We start from the raw sequence: 17,301 nt of genomic DNA, 5'->3' as shown, positions 1-17,301 counted from the left end.
TATTATGCGAAAAAATGTCCAACGAAAATGCCGATGGCAAGTAAAAATCCAAAAATGGTATTGGTTTGAGCGGTCGCTTTCATCGCGGGCGCCATTTGAATAGGCAAGCTATTTTTAATAAAACCTTTTGTAGCTTTAATTGCTTTTGGTGCGCTTAAAATGACAATCGCCACCCACGCAGGAACCACGCCGCCGATAATAAGTCCTAAAACCCATAAATAAGAGAAAATAAACATACCGGCAAGTAAATTAATAGCCTTCTTTTTCCCTAATAGGATGGCTAATGTCTTACGTCCGTTTTCCTTGTCGTTATCAAGATCGCGAATGTTATTAGCCAATAAAATTTCACCTACAAGTACCATGCTTGGGATTGATACTAAAATACTGGTACTGTCGACTGTCCCTGTTTGGATATAGAATGAGATGAGAATAATCAACATTCCCATAAAGAATCCGGCAAATACTTCTCCAAAAGGTGTATAAGCAATTGGCACAGGGCCTCCGGTATAAAAATAACCGACCGCCATACAAATAAGTCCAATTAATGCTAACCACCAGCTGCTATTAGCGCAAATATAAATCCCTAACAATAGCGCGATTCCATAAAAACTGAATGCAAGAGTCATGACGGTCTTTGGTTTGATTCCATCACGGACAATGGTTCCGCCAATCCCTACAGAATGTTCGTTATCAAGGCCGCGTTTATAATCGAAGTATTCATTAAACATATTGGTTGCGGCTTGAATGAGTAAACTCGCAATCAACATAGCGATAAATAACCCGAAATGAATTTTGCCAGACTTAAGTGCAAGTGCTGTCCCAAGTAAAACCGGGACGAACGCTGCTGTTAACGTATGAGGACGGGTCATTTGCCACCAAACTTGGAAGCCGCGGTTAGATTCGACTGCTGGTTTCGAATTTTGCTGTAAATTTGGCTGCATATTGGTCTCTCCCTTATATATTAATTTTTATATATCGACAATTTTTTAAGTCTAAAGTTTCTTTCCCACACATAAGTGTATGGAATCAGAGTGGTAGTGTCAATGAATTTTTCCTTTCAAATCTAGAAGATAATACCTGTTTGGTTATAATTGAATACTTAGTGGGAAAATAACGAAAATGTCGTTTACAACCTAATATTGAAATTTTGATATATAATAGGAATGAATCAGGATGGTAGTGACAAGTATTATTGACTTATTTACAATGGGAGTAGTATCTTTAATAAGGCTTAAAGATGAATGGATAACAGCAATTTTGGCTGTTTTGGAGGGATTTGTTTGGTAACCATTCAAGAAACGGAAATAAAGGAAAGGGGTCTCATCGCGGTCGAGCAGGCGAAAAAACTTAACCGGCCCATTTTAATGAGTGAAGTTCATAAAATGGACACGATCAATCCTTTATCATTTTTTAATATAGGGAACGAGCGCTATCTGGGTGAACGGTTCTTCTGGAAGGATCCCAAAGACGAATTAGTGCTTGTTGGACTTGGGATAACAAGACAAATTCAGTCGGATCAGGCTACTGACCGCTTTTTTCATGTTGAAAATGAGTGGGAAACCTTTTTAAGGGATAGTATCATTTTTAACCCTTATAAAGAAATTGGGACTGGTCCATTGATGTTCGGTGGGTTTTCTTTTGATCCATACAAAGAAAAAACAGAACTCTGGTCGAAGTACGCTGATTCCTTGTTCCATTTACCCAAATATTTATTAAGTATTATTCAGGGGCAGGCCTATTTAACAACAAATATTGTTTGTACACCAAATGATGATGTTTCGTTATTTAATAAAGTGGTCGAGGAAAGGAATCATCTTTTAAATTCTCTGGGGCAGCGCCATCGGACGAAAACAACAATCCTGCTAGAGACAGAAGAGATTTCGCCAGACCAGTGGAAAAAGACGGTTGACAAAATCGTGAAGGAAGTATCGGCGGGTCCGTTAAAAAAGGTGGTTCTAGCTCGGGAGCTTAGACTAGCTTTCAATCATGAAATCGAGGCTGAAAAGGTTCTCAATAACTTAAACGATCAACAGCATGAAAGCTTTATCTTTGCTTTCGAATCGAACGGCGATTGTTTCATCGGCGCATCACCGGAAAGACTTGTAAAGAAGCAGGGGAATGAAATTTTTTCCACTTGTCTTGCTGGCTCTATTTCACGGGGAGAAACAAATGAAGAGGATAGGCAATTGGGGGAAGAGCTTTTAAAGGATCAAAAGAACCTTATTGAACACCGCTATGTTGTTGAAATGATTAAGGAAGCATTAGAAGAATCATGTGAAAAAGTGATCTTGCCTGAAAAACCTCAAATAATGAAGATTCGAGATATCCAACATTTATATACTCCTGTGATTGGAAAATGCCATCAAGATACTTCTTTATTGCTATTAGTCGAAAGACTGCATCCAACTCCCGCTTTGGGTGGCCTTCCTAAAAGTGAAGCAGTTGAAAAAATAAGACAGGTCGAAGAACTTGACCGAGGTTTTTATGCTGCTCCATTAGGCTGGGTCGATTACCGCAAGAATGGAGAATTTGCTGTTTCCATTCGTTCAGGATTAATTCAAGGAAATGAAGCCTCTTTATTTGCTGGTTGCGGTGTCGTGGCAGATTCGGATTCTGAAAGTGAATATATGGAGACAAGCTTGAAGTTTAGGCCAATGCTTAGGGCCTTTGGAGGAAAAATAATATGAGTCATCAAGAATCATTAACCGCATATATTGCGGCCTTTGTAGCAGAGTTAGTCTTCTCTGGTGTCACCGATGTCGTCGTAAGCCCAGGTTCTAGATCGACACCAATGGCGATGGTGATGGCTGAACACCCTGATTTAAAGGTACATATCCATGTGGATGAACGATCTGCTGCTTTTTTTGCGTTAGGAATTGCTAAGATAACAAACAGACCTGTAGCCATCCTGTGCACGTCAGGCACGGCTGCTGCAAATTATTTTCCTGCAATTGTTGAAGCTCGTTATTCACGAGTCCCATTGATTGTGTTAACTGCAGACCGGCCCCATGAACTAAGGGAAGTAGGGGCCCCCCAAGCAATTGATCAAATCCATTTATATGGGCATCATGTTAAATGGTTTGCGGAAATGGCGCTGCCTGATAAAAGCGATGAGATGATTCGCTACGCTCGGACTTTTTGTGCAAGAGCGGCAGCAGCTGCTACCGCAGCTCCTGCTGGTCCGGTTCATTTGAATTTCCCGTTTCGTGAGCCGCTGATTCCTAAATTGGATGAAGAGATTTTTCATACGGAAGAACGATCAAACGGATATGTGAAGGTGCTTACCGGCGATTTAACTATTAATGAAGAGCATATTAAAGAAATCGCTGAAAAACTAAGGGGAAGAGAAAAAGGAATCATCGTTTGCGGAAACATCGCTGATGAAGCGTTTACTAATGCGGTTACCCAACTGGCCGAGGTATTAAAATTTCCGATTTTGGCTGACCCTTTGTCACAGCTGCGAAGTGGAAAACACAGCCTGGAACAAATAATTGATGCCTATGATACATTCTTAAGAAACGACGAGGCAAAGTCATACTTAAAACCGGATGTTGTCATACGGTTTGGAGCTATGCCTGTATCAAAAGCATTAACGATTTTCTTAAAAGAAAACCATAATGCTGATCAATTTGTCATTGATGGAGGCGGTGGCTGGCGTGACCCATCTTCGTTATCGACGGATATGATTTTCTGTAATGAAACCATTTTTTGCGAAAAGCTTGTTACATATTTAAAAATACAGTCACCATCTATGTTCTTAGAAGATTGGAAGAAAGTTAATAAACTTACTAAGGAAAATATGACGCTGGTTCGTGATACTGCTGAATTAAGTGAAGGCAGATTATTTTATCAATTAGCCGAGCTGCTCCCAGAAGGAGCCACTATCTTTGTTGGTAATAGTATGCCAATCCGCGATCTAGACAGTTTCTTCTTAAACAATGATAAATCGATAAGGGCTGTCGCGAACAGAGGGGCAAATGGTATTGACGGCACTGTTTCTACTGCTTTAGGTGCAGCTCTATACTCTCACCCATTATATTTGGTTCTAGGGGATTTAACATTTTTCCATGATTTAAACGGCCTGATTGCCGCAAAGCTTTACAATATTGATATTAATATTATTCTGGTAAACAATAATGGCGGCGGGATTTTTTCCTTCCTTCCACAAGCTGAACATCCGAAACATTTTGAACTCCTATTTGGCACAGCCTTAAATATTGAATTTGAACATGCGGTCAAAATGTTTCATGGTGACTATACAAAAATCAAAGATTGGGATCACTTTGAATCGGAAATGAAGATGGCAATGAATTCAAAAGGAATGAAAGTTTTTGAGGTAGCTACAAATAGGGACAGAAATCGAGATGAACACCGCGAATTTTGGCGTGTGGTTTCCCGGGAAATATCAAATTTTGTCACAGGTGAACATGAATGAAGGTAATTATCGACAATGTTAAGTATCATGTCGAGAAATGCGGCAGCGGATTTCCGCTGGTATTGTTACATGGATTTACTGGAGATTCGACGACATGGACTCCTTTTTGTGAACGTTGGGGGACGCATTCCAATTTAATTATTCCTGATATTATCGGCCATGGAAAAACCGATTCGCCAGAAAATAGTAACCGCTACCAAATCGAAAAAGCCGCGAATGACCTGAAAAGCATCCTAGATCATCTAGGCGCGAAACAAGTGGATCTACTTGGATACTCAATGGGGGGAAGACTTGCCTTAACCTTTGCAGTTCTTTTTCCAGAGAGAATACGAAATTTAATCCTGGAAAGTGCCTCACCTGGTCTACAATCGGAAGCAGACCGTGAAACGCGCCGTATGAAAGATGCTGAACTAGCAAATTTTATTAAAGATAAGGGCTTAACGGAATTCGTTGATTACTGGGAGGAGATTCCATTGTTTTCAACGATGAAACGTCTTCCATTAACAATCAAGAAGTCCATTCGGCTTCAACGGTTAAATAATTCACCCCTTGGACTAGCAAATAGTTTAATCGGAATGGGGACAGGCGCTCAGCCTTCTTGGTGGCAAAACCTTCAACAGCTTTCTTGTGAAGTTTTGCTGGTAACGGGCAGTGAAGATAAAAAGTTTTGTACAATTGCGGAAAAGATGTTGAAGGGGCTTGAAAATGGGACATGGGTGGTTGTGGAAAACAGCGGCCATGCAATTCATGTGGAAGAAACAGAAAAGTTTGGTACAATAGTAAGTGACTTTTTGTCTCTAAATAAATAAGGAGGTTTTCATTTTGACAGTAGAATGGGTTCCAGGACGTAAATATGAAGAAATTTTATATGAAACTTATAATGGAATTGCAAAAATCACTATTAACCGTCCACATGTACATAATGCTTTTACACCCAAAACGGTTATGGAGTTGATTGACGCTTTTGCCTACGCACGTGATGATGCAAGTGTTGGAGTGATCGTTTTAACAGGTGCCGGAGAAAAAGCATTCTGTTCAGGTGGGGACCAGAGTGTCCGTGGACACGGTGGATATGTAGGGGAGGACCAGATCCCTCGATTAAACGTTCTTGATTTGCAGCGCTTAATCCGCGTTATTCCAAAACCTGTAGTAGCGATGGTAAAAGGGTATGCGATTGGCGGAGGCCATGTATTACATGTAGTCTGTGATTTAACAATCGCTGCCGATAACGCTGTTTTTGGACAAACAGGTCCGAAGGTTGGAAGCTTTGATGCCGGTTATGGCTCTGGATATTTAGCAAGAATTATTGGACATAAGAAAGCGCGTGAAATTTGGTATTTATGCCGTCAGTACAATGCACAAGAAGCGTTTGACATGGGCTTGGTAAACACTGTTGTTCCTTTAGAACAGGTTGAAGAGGAAACCATTAAATGGTGTGAAGAGATGCTTGAAAAGAGCCCAACTGCACTCCGTTTCATTAAAGCTGCTATGAATGCTGATACGGATGGCTTAGCAGGATTACAACAATTTGCCGGCGATGCGACATTACTTTACTATACAACAGATGAAGCGAAGGAAGGCCGTGACGCCTTTAAAGAGAAGCGTAAGCCTGATTTCGGTCAATTCCCGCGGTTTCCTTGATTTAATGTTTTTTGGCAGCAGCTTGATGGATTTCCATCAGGCTGTTTTTTAATAGAAAAGCAGAAGCCCTTAGGCGCTAAAGCTAGACAGTATATAAGGTGGTAAGAGAAATGATGAATGAGAGAATGCCTAATTTTTTAAAAAAGCGCATGTTTTTAACCCCAGATAGAACTGCTGTTTATTTTGAAGATCAGACGATATCGTTCAAAGAACTTTATGACCGTTCACTTAAGGTCGCAGGACAGCTCCAAGGACTTGGCGTACAACAAGATCAATTTATTGGTGTATTGTTAAAAAACCATCTTGATACAGTGGTTATATTATTTGCTCTGCAGCTATTAGGCGTGAAATCGGTCATATTGAATAAACGTTTGACTTCATCTGAATTAGTTTGGCAGTTAAAGGATTCGAAATCCTCTTTTCTTATCCTTGAAGAAGCCTTATCTGACAAAATGAATGAACAAAATCTACTGATAGGAACGATAACGAAAGAATCCTTATTTAAGCGAAAACCAGAGGTGCCTGACATCAGGGATGAAATCAATCTTGGCGATATTTGTACGATTATGTATACATCAGGAACGACCGGACATCCAAAAGGGGTGATGCAGTCCTATGGAAACCACTGGTGGAGTGCTGTTGGATCTGCTTTAAATTTAGGGGTTAATGAAAGCGATTGTTGGCTTTGCAGCGTACCTCTTTTTCACATAAGCGGTTTTTCGATCCTGATGCGCAGTGTCATTTATGGAATGCCGATTGTCCTGCATGAAACCTTCGATGCTGAAAAAACGATCAAAGATATAAATGAGAAAAATGTTTCCATTATGTCGATTGTTGGGACTATGCTGAAAAGAGTAGTGGGGACGCTTGGAGCAGAAAGGCTTCCTGGCCATTTTCGCTGTATGCTGCTAGGTGGCGGCCCTGCACCGCTTCCATTGCTAGTGGCATGTACTGAAAAAGAGATTCCGGTTTTTCAAACCTACGGAATGACAGAATCCTCCTCCCAAATCGTCACGCTTGCACCAGAATATAGCCTAACTAAGCTTGGTTCTGCAGGCAAACCATTATTCCCTTCGGAAATCCGAATCGAAGGTGAAGATGGGGGAGCTGCTCAAGCTGGGGCGGCCGGTGAAATCATCATTAAGGGGCCTAATGTGACTGCAGGTTATTTAAATCGCCCGGATGCCACGGCAGAAAAAATACGGGACGGCTGGTTATATACAGGAGATATCGGCTACTTAGATGAAGACGGCTTTTTATATGTTCTTGATCGGCGCTCTGATTTAATTATTTCAGGCGGCGAAAATATTTATCCCGCAGAAATTGAAGCCGTTTTATTGTCTCATCCTAGCGTTCAAGATGCCGGTGTCATCGGTATTGACAATGAGCAATGGGGACAAGTGCCAGTTGCTTTTTTAGTAATCAAAGAGGGGGATTATCCTTCTGAGGAAGCGCTAAAGCAATTTTGTGGAGAACGGCTGGCAAAGTATAAAGTTCCCAAGGCTTTTTATTTTATAGAGAAGATGCCAAGAAATGCGGCAAAAAAATTACTTAGAAGAAATCTTAAGGAATGGCTGATTGAGGGCAGGGCTGATTGATGAGAATATCGACTGTAGAGCTATTTATTATTCAAATGCCTTTAAAATCTCCATTTCAAACTCATTTAGGGTCTGTTCATGAACGTGAAAGCATAATCGTAAAGGTTACGAATAAAGAAGGCATATCTGGTTTTGGCGAAGGAGTAGCCTTTTCATCACCATGGTACACAGAGGAAACAGTGGCAACGTGTTTGCATATGTTACAGGACTTTTTGATTCCATTGCTGCAAAAACACCCGATTCAAAATCCGGATGAGGCATCTGTTCTTTTCAACAAATCGCTGAGAAGAAATAATATGGCGAAGGCTGCTTTAGAGATGGCACTTTGGGATTTATATGCCAAGACTCAATCACAGCCTTTATCAAAAATGTTAGGCGGTACACGGACAAGGATTCCATCTGGTGTAGTAGTTGCTACAGATTCGACTGCCAAAGCGCTCAGGCAAATTGAGCAATACCTTCAAGAGGGATACCAAAGGATAAAAGTAAAAATTAATCCAAACCAGGATTATTCCTTTTTAGCAGACATCAGACGGCATTACCCGGATTTGCCGATTATGGCCGATGCTAATTCTGCTTATTCATTAAAGGATATAGACCGACTAAAAGCCTTAGATGAATGGAATTTATTGATGATTGAGCAGCCGCTTGCTCATGATGATCTAATCGAACACGCAATTCTGCAAAAAGAAATCAAAACACCTATTTGTTTGGACGAAAGTATTGTGTCCTTCGAGGATGCCCGAAAGGCAATTGAGTTTGGCAGCTGCAAGGTTATTAATATTAAAGCGGGACGTGTTGGAGGTCTCTCTGAAGCGAAACGAATCCATGATTATTGCTTTGATCGAGGTATTCCTGTATGGTGTGGGGGAATGATTGAATTTGGCATTTCCCGCGCCCATAATATTGCGCTTGCATCACTGCCTGGCTTCACAATTCCAGGGGACATTTCTGCTTCAAGCCGGTTTTGGGATGAAGACATTATCAGCCCGGAAGTGACCGTACATAATGGAGAAATAGCTGTACCTGAGTATCCGGGAATCGGATACCGCATAAATGAAAAACGACTCCAGGAGACATCAATCTTGCAAAAGTTATTTCCATTTTAATCCAAAAAATGAACCAGGCATGAGTGCCTGGTTCAATTTTTTTATTAGAGATCGCCTGGTTCAAAGGTTTTACAATCCGTTTCTTGACTATTATCAGCCGTTTTCCCTTTGTGGCTGACAACATAGATACTCTCTGCGCTGCATTTATTTCCCTTTGCCCAAAACGTACAGTTATTTACTTCACATAAAACATCCTGTGCCATTCGTATCACTCCTTATTATTTCGGTAATACAGATATAGCATTTGATTATCTTAAGCAGCACATGCCTGTAAGTGTCAGGGAATAAAAGTGGTTATTGGTAAATTAATTATTTAAAGCGGTTTTTAATGTATCAAGGTTCTTTTTCATTAAGGAAAAATAAGTTTCTTTGTTCTTGATGTTTTCTTTGGTTAATATGGCCAGGTTATGAATCGGTAAAGCTCTGGCCCCAATTTCCTCTTGGACAATTTTACCTAGCTTCGATTGAACGTTTTGTTCAAAAAGAATGTAATGTAATCCTTCATGGTCTGCCACGGAAATTATTTTTTCTAATTCTTTTTGGGTTGGTTCATTGGTAGTGGAAAGACCGGAAATGCTAATTTGTTCGATTCCATAGCGTTGCTCCCAATAGCCAAATGCAGCATGGGTCACAATGATTTTTTTATGCTTGGCGGTGGAAATGGTTTTCTCATATTGGCCATTTAGATCGTCTAACTGAGCTGCAAGTGTCTGATAATTTTTATCAAAAAGCTCTTTTTGCTTGGGCATTTTTTTCACCAGGTTATCACGAATAACAGCAGCCATTTCCTTTGAATAAATCGGATCTAGCCAGACATGGGGATTCACATCACCATGTTGGTGTTCGTCTTCATCCTCGTCTTCATGAGCTCCGTTATCTTTTGGCAGCTGAAGCTTATCTGCTGTTGCTACTATGGATACATTTTCGTTTTTTAAGGTTCCTTTTGCTTTTTCTACAAAGCCTTCAAGCCCTAATCCAATGTAGAAAAATAAGTCTGAATCAGCGAGATTCATCATATCTTTTTGCGATGGTTCAAATGTATGTTCATCTGCCCCAGGTGGATAGATGGTTTTTACATCAACATATTTGCCGCCAATTTGTTCAGTAAAATATTGAAGTGGGAATACTGTGGTATAGATGGTTAACAGGTCCTTATTTTTGGGGGCCGGTTTATCATTTGAACAGGCCGATAAGATCAGGCTTAATGGTATTAGAAAAGAAAGGAAAAGAATAAATTTTTTCATAAAAACTCCTCTAAAATTTTATAAATCGGATTAATTACGATTTGTTGACGAAAAATTTTTAGCATTCAGAATAAATATTTTTGAATAATACGGAACGATTCCGATTTCCATATGTATCTTACAAAAAAATTAGCCTGTTTGCAAGTAAAAAATTTGTCTCAAACACAATAGATAGGTATGCTTATAAGGAGAAAAAGAAAGGTGGGTACTATATGACAAACACATCATTATTAAATGACATTCTAATCCATAATCAGAAATTCGTAGAAAATCGCGAGTATGAAAAGTATGAAACCACGAAATTTCCGAATAAAAAAGCGGTCATTTTAACTTGTATGGATACAAGACTGCTTGAATTATTGCCGAAGGCTTTAAATCTTGGAAATGGCGATGTGAAACTCATCAAGAATGCTGGTGCCCTTGTGTCACATCCATTTGGCAGTATCATGCGCAGTATTCTTATATCTGTTTATCAGCTGCAGGCTAAAGAAGTTATGGTTATAGCTCATCACGATTGCGGGATGAGTGGTTTAAAAGCGGGTCCCGTTATTGACAGCATGATCGAACGCGGGATTCCTGAAAAAACACTCGATACTCTAACTTACTCAGGCATTGACATTAAACAGTGGCTTCATGGTTTTGATAATGTACAGGAAAGTGTTAGCCATAGTGTGGATATCATCAAAAACCATCCGCTGATGCCGGAAGGAGTTCCTGTTCATGGCCTTGTCATTGATCCGAAGACAGGAAAATTAGATTTAATTGTCAATGGGTATGAGAATTAATGTTTATGTTTTTCAGGCACCGGGTCAATGCCCCCAGGGTGAAAGGGATGGCATTTTAATATCCTTTTTATAGTGAGATATCCTCCTTTTAAAGCTCCAAAGCGCTGTATGGCTTCAAGTCCATAATGCGAGCAGGTAGGATAAAAGCGGCAAGTCGGAGGCTTTAGAGGTGAGATTACGTTTTGATAAAAACGAATCAATGCAATAAATGCTTTTTTTAACATTTTGGTCGCTCCTCATTAATGGTTACTTACAAAATACCATATATTAAAACGAACGTCTAAATTTGTTAAATATAACTAAGTAGATGAAAAAACTCGGGATTTAGTGTATGATAGTTTGTAGATAAAAAAAGGAGTGATACTGATGCCTTCAGTTGAAAGCTTTGATTTAGATCATAATGCCGTAAAAGCACCTTTTGTGAGACACTGTGGTGTTCATAAAGTAGGAAGTGACGGTGTTGTTAATAAATATGATATTCGTTTTTGCCAGCCAAATAAACAGGCGATGAAGCCTGATGCTATTCATACACTTGAACATTTGCTTGCCTTTAATATCCGTAAGCATTCCGAGAAGTACGATCATTTCGATATTATTGATATTTCTCCAATGGGGTGCCAAACAGGATACTATCTTGTCGTCAGCGGTGAACCGACAGTAGAGGAAATCATTGATCTTCTTGAGGATACAATGAAAGATGCCGTTACTATCACTGACATTCCTGCAGCAAATGAAAGACAATGCGGTCAGGCAAAGCTTCATGATTTAGAAGGAGCTAAACGTTTAATGAATTTCTGGCTTGAGCAAAGTAAAGAAGACTTAAAAAAGGTATTTGGATGATATAAAAAAAGGCGGTGTGAGCAGAGCAAAGCATTCACACATCCAAAATGGCAAATGAATTATTTCAGTTTGACATTTAAAAACAATTTTATTATTGCGGGCTCCGCCCCTTTTCCTCTAAGGTTCCTATTCGTTTGAATAGGAATTTTTTATGTTTTCTTATTGTTATTTGAATTTTGCTCGTGATCCACATTAGGATTATTTTCTAACGGGTCAACTGTATGCTTATATGTATAGGCTTTCGAAGTTGTAATGACAGCTAATAATAGTACAACAATAACAATGATGATGCATACGACAAACACTGTATACAAGAATATTCCCCCTTTTCCTTATTGTAACATGAAACAAAAAAGGAAGCCTTAAACTAGCGCTCCCTTTTTTCCGCGGCTTATGTAATATATTAGTGTATATTTCGTGGATAATAAGTATTGGTGCGATGTTGTCCATACTCTTCCTGCGCAAATTTACCCTTCAGGCTTTCAATTAAATAAAGGCCCATTAAATCGTATAATTCCTGTTTACTCATATCCTGAATTAAAGCAAGAAGGTCCTCATGTGACATTTCCTCCAAAAAAGCAAATGCGAGCATATCGATATCTTCTTCATCACCCGTAAGCTTGTTCCGGTACATTTCATATAGTTCATCGACTAATTTCATACTTGAACACCTCCTGCCTTAATTAGTATTTTTTCTTTTACAAACGTAAACCATTCCCATAAACAGCGAAAAATTACTTTTTCCAATTGACTGAAAAATCTGTTTTCTTAGTTTGTATGATTATTATATCGTATTCAATTCTAAAAAATGAATCGAAATTTGTAAAAGAATAAATTTTATCTTTTTGTGGATTAATAAATAGTAAAAGGGGATGACAAAAATGGATGAACAAAAGAAAACCTATTATATAGATGTTGGGACAGGCGAAATTTCTCAGAGTGCCACTAGTTCAACATGGAGCTATAAAATTCAGGCAACTGATGAAGAAATTACTCAATTACGCGAGTTGTTTGACCAAAATTATTCGACAGAGTGGAAAAACTTTATCAGGGCGCATATTCCATTTGTTGAATATCATCATGACGGTGATAATCATGCCTATGATAGTACAATCCAACAAGTATATGGGATGATCCATAAGCTAGGGGATGAAGAGGCACGAAATCATATTGAAAGTATGAATATTTTACAAAAAAATGAATAAGAAGAAGCGGGAAAATCCTAGTCTCTAGGGTTTTCTTTTTTTGTTATAATAAAAATACTAAAAACGATTTGAGGCGGGGTGGGCATGATTGATTTTTTAGATAGTAATGGAAATAAGGTGACATTGTCGTTTTCTCATGATGCTTTTTTAGAAGATGCAAAGCATGTTCTCGTCATTTGTCAATTAGGTGATGAGTGGGTCCTAACCAAGCATAAAAAACGAGGGCTTGAGTTTCCTGGCGGGAAAAGAGAGTTCGGCGAAACACTCGAGGAAGCGGCTAGGAGAGAAACCTATGAGGAAACTGGAGCCATTTTAGGTGAATTGAAATATATTGCTGAGTACAAAGTGTCAGACAAGGAAGGTTCGTTTGTAAAAGCTGTTTTTTGGGGAAAAGTAAAAAGGTTAGAGAAAACAAATACATACCACGAAACAAATGGTCCCATTTTGGTCAGAGGCAATCTGCTGCAGCTTCGTTTTGAAGAAAATTATAGCTTCATCATGAAAGATCAGGTCGTGGAGGAATGCATGAAATGGCTGCAAAATGAAAAGGAATAGTGGCAAGCTTAAAGCAATCCACTATTCCTTGATAAGTTTTTTTTCTAACAGATCGACAAGCTGATACATAATCGTTGCAAATAAAGCGATGACCAATAATGATAAGAAGACAAGTGTAAAATTAAATACCTGAAATCCATAAATAATCATATATCCGAGTCCTTTTGTGGATACAAGAAATTCTCCGACAATGACCCCAACCCATGAAAGCCCGACATTGACCTTTAATGTAGAGATAATGGTTGGAAAACTGGCAGGCATAATGGCTTCTTTAAAACATTCAAAGCGTGTGGCCCCGAAGGTTTGAAGCACCTTTAAATAATTGGGGTCTACTTCTTTGAAGGAGGTATACACAACAAGAGCTGTGATGATTACTGAAATTATAACGCCATTGGCGATTATAGACGTGTATCCCGGACTTAAGGCGACAATAATTACCGGGCCCAAGGCTACTTTTGGCATCGCATTAAATATAACAAGATAAGGATCAAGTATTTTGGACATCAAGGGGGACCACCAGAGAAGTGCAGCAATCAGGACACCCAATATCGTGCTTATAATAAATCCTACGATGGTTTCCATTAATGTGGCCCCTAAATTGGTAAGTAAAGAGCCGTCTTGAATTTTATCCAAGCATAGAGCCCAAATTTTTGATGGAGAACTGAAAATGAGCGGGTCAATCCATTGCATTCTGCTTAATAATTCCCAGCTCGAAAATAGGAGTACGAAAATAATTAACTGATAAAATCGAACCCACCGTTTTTCAATTTTTAAGGAATGAATGTAGTTTTTATGGAGGAGTTCCACCTTATATTTTTCATGATTCAAGTGACTCCAACTCCTTCCATATTGTTTGAAAGATTCCTTGAAAGGCTTCGTGATTTCTTGCTTCAAAAGGAGAAAGATTTCGAAGCTCTTCCGGCATTTCAAACGTTTTATAAATTCTTCCCGGTTTTGCTGAGAATAAAAAGATACGATCGCTCATAGCTATGGCTTCGCCAATATCGTGGGTTACGAGTATAGCCGTTTTGCTGAATTCATCTAACGTTTTGGAAACTAAATCCTCTAGCTTTAACTTTGTTTGATAATCAAGTGCCGAAAATGGTTCATCCAGCATCAGCAATTTTGGTTCTGTTGCCAGCGTTCGGACAAGGGCGACACGCTGCCTCATCCCACCGGATAACTGCTTAGGCAGCAGTTTTTCCACACCAACTAACCCAATTTGATTTAATAGGCTATGTGCTGCAGACTTTGTTTTCTCATTGAGCTGTTTTGATAATTTAAGGCCTAATAAAATATTTTCTTCAATCGTTTTCCATGGAAACAAGTAATCCTGCTGCAGCATATAGCCAATTTCATTTTTAGAAGTAGATACAGGTTTATTTTCTAAAAGGACTGTTCCCTGGGTTGGTTTCAAGAGACTGGAGATAATCGAGAGCAGAGTTGTCTTTCCACAGCCACTAGGGCCAAGGAAGGAAACAAATTCTCCCTCCTCAACCATAAGTGAAATATTGGAGAGGGCCGTGGTGGCAGAGGCTTTGGTGAAATAGGTGTGATGAATATCCTGAACCTTTAAAAAGCTCATGTTGACGGCCTCCCTTTCCTATTTATTTTTTTATTACTTTATTCGCAACATCGGTATTGACAAGTGTTTTATGGTCTACTTGTTTAGGAAGTGAACCGGCTTCCTTCATGATATTTTGCAGGTTGTTCCACTCTTCCTCGTCTAAAATAGGATCCGTGGCATAAGAGCCTTGGCTCTTATAGCGATCAATAACGGTTTTCATAATCTCAAAATCGGTATCTGGAAAATAAGGCTCTACTGCTTTAGCAATTTCCTCAGCACTATGTGCTTGCACCCATTGCTGTGCTTTGTAGATGGCCTTTGTAAATTTTTCGATTGTAGCTTTATTTTCTTTCATATAGCTATCTTTCGCCATAAAGGTTGTGTAAGGAACATGGCCAGATTCTTTACCAAAAGAAGCAACAATATAACCTTTTCCTTCTTTTTCAAAAATGCTGGCGGTAGGCTCGAATAATTGGACATAGTCGTAATTGTCGGAGGAGACAAAGGCATTAGCAATGTTGGCAAAATCGACGTTTTGGGTTAGGTTTAGATCTTTATGAGGATCGATGCCATGTTTCTTTAATACGAATTCACCTACCATCTGTGGCATTCCTCCAACACGCTGACCAAGGAAGTTAGATCCTTTTAATTGCTCCCAAGAAAAATTATCGTTTTTCTTTTTTGCTACAAGGAAGGTTCCGTCAGTTTGTGTTAATTGCGCAAAATTAATGACCGGGTCGTTAGAGCCTTGGGCGTATACATAAATGGATGTTTCTGAGCCGACAAGGGCAACATCAGCGGCCCCGGAGATAAGGGTCGTCATCGTTTTGTCTCCGCCAGGGGTTGTGGTGATGGTGACGTCAAGACCTTCATCCTTAAAGAAGCCTTTTGATGCTGCAACATATTGAGGGGCGTAGAAAATAGAGCGGGTAACCTCAGCAACTCGTACCTTTTCAAGTTTGGTTGGCTTAGCTGTGTCATTGTTATTGCAAGCAGCGAGTGAAAACATCAGTATAGCAATGAGGAGAAAAGAAAAACTGAATTTTAACCATTTTCTCATGAATGAACCTCCTTATTTACCATTCAATCTGGGCGTTTTGCCTATGATAATGTATGAAAAGGAAAAAAATGTGTGAATGCCCAGTGATAATTAATTTGGAAGGAAAGATGACAGAGTTGAACCTTGATGATGGAAAAATCTTAGACATACAGCGGTTTCCTTCACCTAATCCAAAGGTGGAATTAAAAGTAATTACGTATTTATCTGATGGGTTACGGGTTAAGGGGATGCTGGCGGAACCAAAATGTATAGGTCGGATGGATGGGTTTCTTTATTTACGCGGGGGAATTAAAAATGTTGGGAAGGTAAGGCCTTCCAGGATTGCTCAGTTTGCCTCAGAGGGGTTTATCGTGTTTGCTCCTTATTATCGTGGAAATCAAGGCGGAGAGGGCAATGAAGATTTTGCTGGTGATGACAGGCTGGATGCTTTTTCAGCTTATTTGCTGTTAAAATCTTTACCTAGGGTACAGGCTGTCCATATTTTTGGTTTCTCTCGCGGCGGTGTGATGGCGCTGCTTACGGGTATTCAGTTTCCTGAAGCAGCTTCTGTTGTCACTTGGGGCGGTGTCAGTGACATGAGCCTTACCTACTATGAACGGAATGATTTACGACGAATGATGAAAAGGGTAATTGGCGGGACACCTGCGAAGTATCCAGAACGGTATCAAGACAGAACTCCCCTTTATGGGCTTGAAAACCTTGCATCTCCAGTGCTGATCATTCACGGTGTTATGGACCACAATGTGTCTGTTGACCATGCTTACCGTCTGGAAAAAAGGCTCAGAGAATTGCACAAACCCTTGGAGTGCTGGTACTTTGAGAATTTTACACATTATTTTCCTCCTGAAATCAATCGAAAAGTCGTAAAGGATTTAACGAACTGGATGAAAACAAATGGTAAAAGATGATAAAATAGGAATATCAAGAGCAGAGGAGCGGATTTTTGATGGGTATGCCCCTTGAATTAAATACGATGATTGTAACAAAGGGTAGAGAGAAGCGAGTGGAGGAAAACCTATTTACTTTAGAAAAGGAAGGCTTCCGACTTTATCCAATTGAGATTCCAATTGATGTTAGAAAAACAATCGAAAGCGATTCAAACGGAACCGCTATGATTAAAAAAGTAGAATGGCAAAAGAACAGCACAACCATCACGTATCAACTAATTTCATTGAATTCCACGAACTAAGCAGGCGGATTGATGCCTGCTTTTTTTCTTTTTAAAAAAGTGTAAGAAAAATTTGCCAAACACGTCTAATAAT

General features: G+C 39.5%; 21 protein-coding genes. 12 read left to right on the top strand and 9 right to left on the bottom strand.

Annotated elements, in window-relative coordinates:
* Window positions 1-2: 2 nt before the first annotated feature.
* On the bottom strand, window positions 3-941 hold the full coding sequence (locus tag LC455_RS27355; RefSeq protein WP_223595794.1) for a 1,4-dihydroxy-2-naphthoate polyprenyltransferase: 939 nt from the start codon (window positions 939-941) through the stop codon (window positions 3-5).
* A gap of 339 nt (window positions 942-1,280) precedes the next feature.
* On the opposite strand from LC455_RS27355, the gene LC455_RS27350 reads away from it, so the two are divergent.
* From LC455_RS27350 to menC, 6 genes are all read left to right on the top strand, one after another.
* Complete coding sequence (locus LC455_RS27350; RefSeq protein ID WP_223595792.1) at window positions 1,281-2,687, top strand: isochorismate synthase; 1,407 nt, start codon at window positions 1,281-1,283, stop codon at window positions 2,685-2,687.
* Window positions 2,684-4,435, top strand: coding sequence for a 2-succinyl-5-enolpyruvyl-6-hydroxy-3-cyclohexene-1-carboxylic-acid synthase (gene menD / locus LC455_RS27345; protein WP_223595790.1), 1,752 nt, complete (start codon window positions 2,684-2,686; stop codon window positions 4,433-4,435). The genes LC455_RS27350 and menD overlap by 4 nt, the downstream gene beginning before the upstream one ends.
* Window positions 4,432-5,244 (top strand): 2-succinyl-6-hydroxy-2,4-cyclohexadiene-1-carboxylate synthase, encoded by an 813-nt coding sequence (gene menH / locus LC455_RS27340; RefSeq protein WP_223595788.1) that lies wholly within the window; start codon window positions 4,432-4,434, stop codon window positions 5,242-5,244. The genes menD and menH overlap by 4 nt, the downstream gene beginning before the upstream one ends.
* A 13-nt stretch (window positions 5,245-5,257) precedes the next feature.
* Window positions 5,258-6,076 carry a 1,4-dihydroxy-2-naphthoyl-CoA synthase gene (gene menB, locus LC455_RS27335; protein ID WP_223595786.1) on the top strand — a complete coding sequence of 273 codons (819 nt, stop codon included), beginning with the start codon at window positions 5,258-5,260 and terminating at the stop codon, window positions 6,074-6,076.
* A 113-nt stretch (window positions 6,077-6,189) separates the two neighbouring features.
* On the top strand, window positions 6,190-7,674 hold the full coding sequence (locus LC455_RS27330) for an o-succinylbenzoate--CoA ligase (RefSeq protein ID WP_440446435.1): 1,485 nt from the start codon (window positions 6,190-6,192) through the stop codon (window positions 7,672-7,674).
* Window positions 7,674-8,783, top strand: coding sequence for an o-succinylbenzoate synthase (gene menC / locus LC455_RS27325; protein WP_223595783.1), 1,110 nt, complete (start codon window positions 7,674-7,676; stop codon window positions 8,781-8,783). The genes LC455_RS27330 and menC overlap by 1 nt, the downstream gene beginning before the upstream one ends.
* A 44-nt stretch (window positions 8,784-8,827) precedes the next feature.
* On the opposite strand, the gene LC455_RS27320 is transcribed toward menC, so the two are convergent.
* A complete protein-coding gene (locus tag LC455_RS27320) occupies window positions 8,828-8,986 on the bottom strand; it encodes a DUF1540 domain-containing protein (protein WP_223595781.1) in 159 nt (52 codons plus the stop codon).
* A gap of 102 nt (window positions 8,987-9,088) precedes the next feature.
* On the bottom strand, window positions 9,089-10,027 hold the full coding sequence (locus LC455_RS27315; protein WP_223595779.1) for a metal ABC transporter solute-binding protein, Zn/Mn family: 939 nt from the start codon (window positions 10,025-10,027) through the stop codon (window positions 9,089-9,091).
* Window positions 10,028-10,239: 212 nt separating this feature from the next.
* On the opposite strand from LC455_RS27315, the gene LC455_RS27310 reads away from it, so the two are divergent.
* Window positions 10,240-10,812 (top strand): beta-class carbonic anhydrase, encoded by a 573-nt coding sequence (locus tag LC455_RS27310; protein ID WP_223595777.1) that lies wholly within the window; start codon window positions 10,240-10,242, stop codon window positions 10,810-10,812.
* On the opposite strand, the gene yidD is transcribed toward LC455_RS27310, so the two are convergent.
* A complete protein-coding gene (gene yidD / locus LC455_RS27305; protein WP_223595775.1) occupies window positions 10,809-11,036 on the bottom strand; it encodes a membrane protein insertion efficiency factor YidD in 228 nt (75 codons plus the stop codon). The genes LC455_RS27310 and yidD overlap by 4 nt on opposite strands.
* 142 nt (window positions 11,037-11,178) lie before the next feature.
* Between yidD and LC455_RS27300 the strand changes: the two genes are divergently transcribed.
* Entirely contained in the window at window positions 11,179-11,652 is a 474-nt protein-coding gene (locus LC455_RS27300; protein ID WP_223595773.1) for an S-ribosylhomocysteine lyase, read from the top strand.
* Between the two features lie 149 nt (window positions 11,653-11,801).
* Here the strand turns inward: LC455_RS27300 and ytzI are convergent, their stop codons facing one another.
* Together ytzI and LC455_RS27290 are read right to left on the bottom strand one after the other, a co-directional pair.
* Entirely contained in the window at window positions 11,802-11,966 is a 165-nt protein-coding gene (gene ytzI, locus LC455_RS27295; protein ID WP_223595771.1) for a YtzI protein, read from the bottom strand.
* 89 nt (window positions 11,967-12,055) lie between these two features.
* Entirely contained in the window at window positions 12,056-12,313 is a 258-nt protein-coding gene (locus tag LC455_RS27290; protein WP_223595769.1) for a DUF6154 family protein, read from the bottom strand.
* A 220-nt stretch (window positions 12,314-12,533) separates the two neighbouring features.
* On the opposite strand from LC455_RS27290, the gene LC455_RS27285 reads away from it, so the two are divergent.
* A complete protein-coding gene (locus tag LC455_RS27285; protein ID WP_223595767.1) occupies window positions 12,534-12,857 on the top strand; it encodes a hydrolase in 324 nt (107 codons plus the stop codon).
* A gap of 84 nt (window positions 12,858-12,941) precedes the next feature.
* A complete protein-coding gene (gene ytkD, locus LC455_RS27280) occupies window positions 12,942-13,412 on the top strand; it encodes an RNA deprotection pyrophosphohydrolase (RefSeq protein WP_223595765.1) in 471 nt (156 codons plus the stop codon).
* Between the two features lie 21 nt (window positions 13,413-13,433).
* Here the strand turns inward: ytkD and LC455_RS27275 are convergent, their stop codons facing one another.
* The 3 genes from LC455_RS27275 to LC455_RS27265 are packed head-to-tail and all read right to left on the bottom strand — an operon-like array spanning window position 13,434 to window position 16,039.
* Window positions 13,434-14,240, bottom strand: a complete 807-nt coding sequence (locus tag LC455_RS27275) for an ABC transporter permease (protein WP_223595763.1) — start codon at window positions 14,238-14,240, stop codon at window positions 13,434-13,436.
* Window positions 14,230-14,997 (bottom strand): ABC transporter ATP-binding protein, encoded by a 768-nt coding sequence (locus tag LC455_RS27270; protein ID WP_223595761.1) that lies wholly within the window; start codon window positions 14,995-14,997, stop codon window positions 14,230-14,232. Before LC455_RS27270 ends, LC455_RS27275 begins: the two co-directional genes overlap by 11 nt.
* Window positions 14,998-15,019: 22 nt before the next feature.
* Entirely contained in the window at window positions 15,020-16,039 is a 1,020-nt protein-coding gene (locus tag LC455_RS27265) for an ABC transporter substrate-binding protein (RefSeq protein WP_223595759.1), read from the bottom strand.
* 107 nt (window positions 16,040-16,146) lie between these two features.
* Between LC455_RS27265 and LC455_RS27260 the strand changes: the two genes are divergently transcribed.
* Window positions 16,147-16,947, top strand: coding sequence for an alpha/beta hydrolase family protein (locus LC455_RS27260; RefSeq protein WP_440446434.1), 801 nt, complete (start codon window positions 16,147-16,149; stop codon window positions 16,945-16,947).
* Between the two features lie 38 nt (window positions 16,948-16,985).
* On the top strand, window positions 16,986-17,228 hold the full coding sequence (locus tag LC455_RS27255) for a DUF2584 domain-containing protein (protein ID WP_223595757.1): 243 nt from the start codon (window positions 16,986-16,988) through the stop codon (window positions 17,226-17,228).
* The last annotated feature ends 73 nt before the right edge of the window (window positions 17,229-17,301 follow it).

It is taken from the genome of Neobacillus bataviensis, from assembly GCF_019969725.1.
The sequence above is the reverse complement of the archived record's forward strand: the minus strand, read 5'-3'. Positions and strand labels throughout refer to the sequence as shown.

What these genes read in the sequence shown, in the direction of transcription:
- menC (WP_223595783.1), top strand. Translation starts at nt 7,674, where the DNA reads ATGAGAATATCGACTGTAGAGCTATTTATTATTCAAATGCCTTTAAAA.
- LC455_RS27265 (WP_223595759.1), bottom strand. Translation starts at nt 16,039, where the DNA reads ATGAGAAAATGGTTAAAATTCAGTTTTTCTTTTCTCCTCATTGCTATA.
- LC455_RS27260 (WP_440446434.1), top strand. Translation starts at nt 16,147, where the DNA reads ATGACAGAGTTGAACCTTGATGATGGAAAAATCTTAGACATACAGCGG.
- menD (WP_223595790.1), top strand. Translation starts at nt 2,684, where the DNA reads ATGAGTCATCAAGAATCATTAACCGCATATATTGCGGCCTTTGTAGCA.
- LC455_RS27255 (WP_223595757.1), top strand. Translation starts at nt 16,986, where the DNA reads ATGGGTATGCCCCTTGAATTAAATACGATGATTGTAACAAAGGGTAGA.
- menH (WP_223595788.1), top strand. Translation starts at nt 4,432, where the DNA reads ATGAAGGTAATTATCGACAATGTTAAGTATCATGTCGAGAAATGCGGC.
- LC455_RS27300 (WP_223595773.1), top strand. Translation starts at nt 11,179, where the DNA reads ATGCCTTCAGTTGAAAGCTTTGATTTAGATCATAATGCCGTAAAAGCA.
- LC455_RS27315 (WP_223595779.1), bottom strand. Translation starts at nt 10,027, where the DNA reads ATGAAAAAATTTATTCTTTTCCTTTCTTTTCTAATACCATTAAGCCTG.
- ytkD (WP_223595765.1), top strand. Translation starts at nt 12,942, where the DNA reads ATGATTGATTTTTTAGATAGTAATGGAAATAAGGTGACATTGTCGTTT.
- LC455_RS27320 (WP_223595781.1), bottom strand. Translation starts at nt 8,986, where the DNA reads ATGGCACAGGATGTTTTATGTGAAGTAAATAACTGTACGTTTTGGGCA.
- LC455_RS27310 (WP_223595777.1), top strand. Translation starts at nt 10,240, where the DNA reads ATGACAAACACATCATTATTAAATGACATTCTAATCCATAATCAGAAA.
- LC455_RS27330 (WP_440446435.1), top strand. Translation starts at nt 6,190, where the DNA reads ATGAATGAGAGAATGCCTAATTTTTTAAAAAAGCGCATGTTTTTAACC.
- yidD (WP_223595775.1), bottom strand. Translation starts at nt 11,036, where the DNA reads ATGTTAAAAAAAGCATTTATTGCATTGATTCGTTTTTATCAAAACGTA.
- LC455_RS27285 (WP_223595767.1), top strand. Translation starts at nt 12,534, where the DNA reads ATGGATGAACAAAAGAAAACCTATTATATAGATGTTGGGACAGGCGAA.
- LC455_RS27355 (WP_223595794.1), bottom strand. Translation starts at nt 941, where the DNA reads ATGCAGCCAAATTTACAGCAAAATTCGAAACCAGCAGTCGAATCTAAC.
- LC455_RS27270 (WP_223595761.1), bottom strand. Translation starts at nt 14,997, where the DNA reads ATGAGCTTTTTAAAGGTTCAGGATATTCATCACACCTATTTCACCAAA.
- LC455_RS27290 (WP_223595769.1), bottom strand. Translation starts at nt 12,313, where the DNA reads ATGAAATTAGTCGATGAACTATATGAAATGTACCGGAACAAGCTTACG.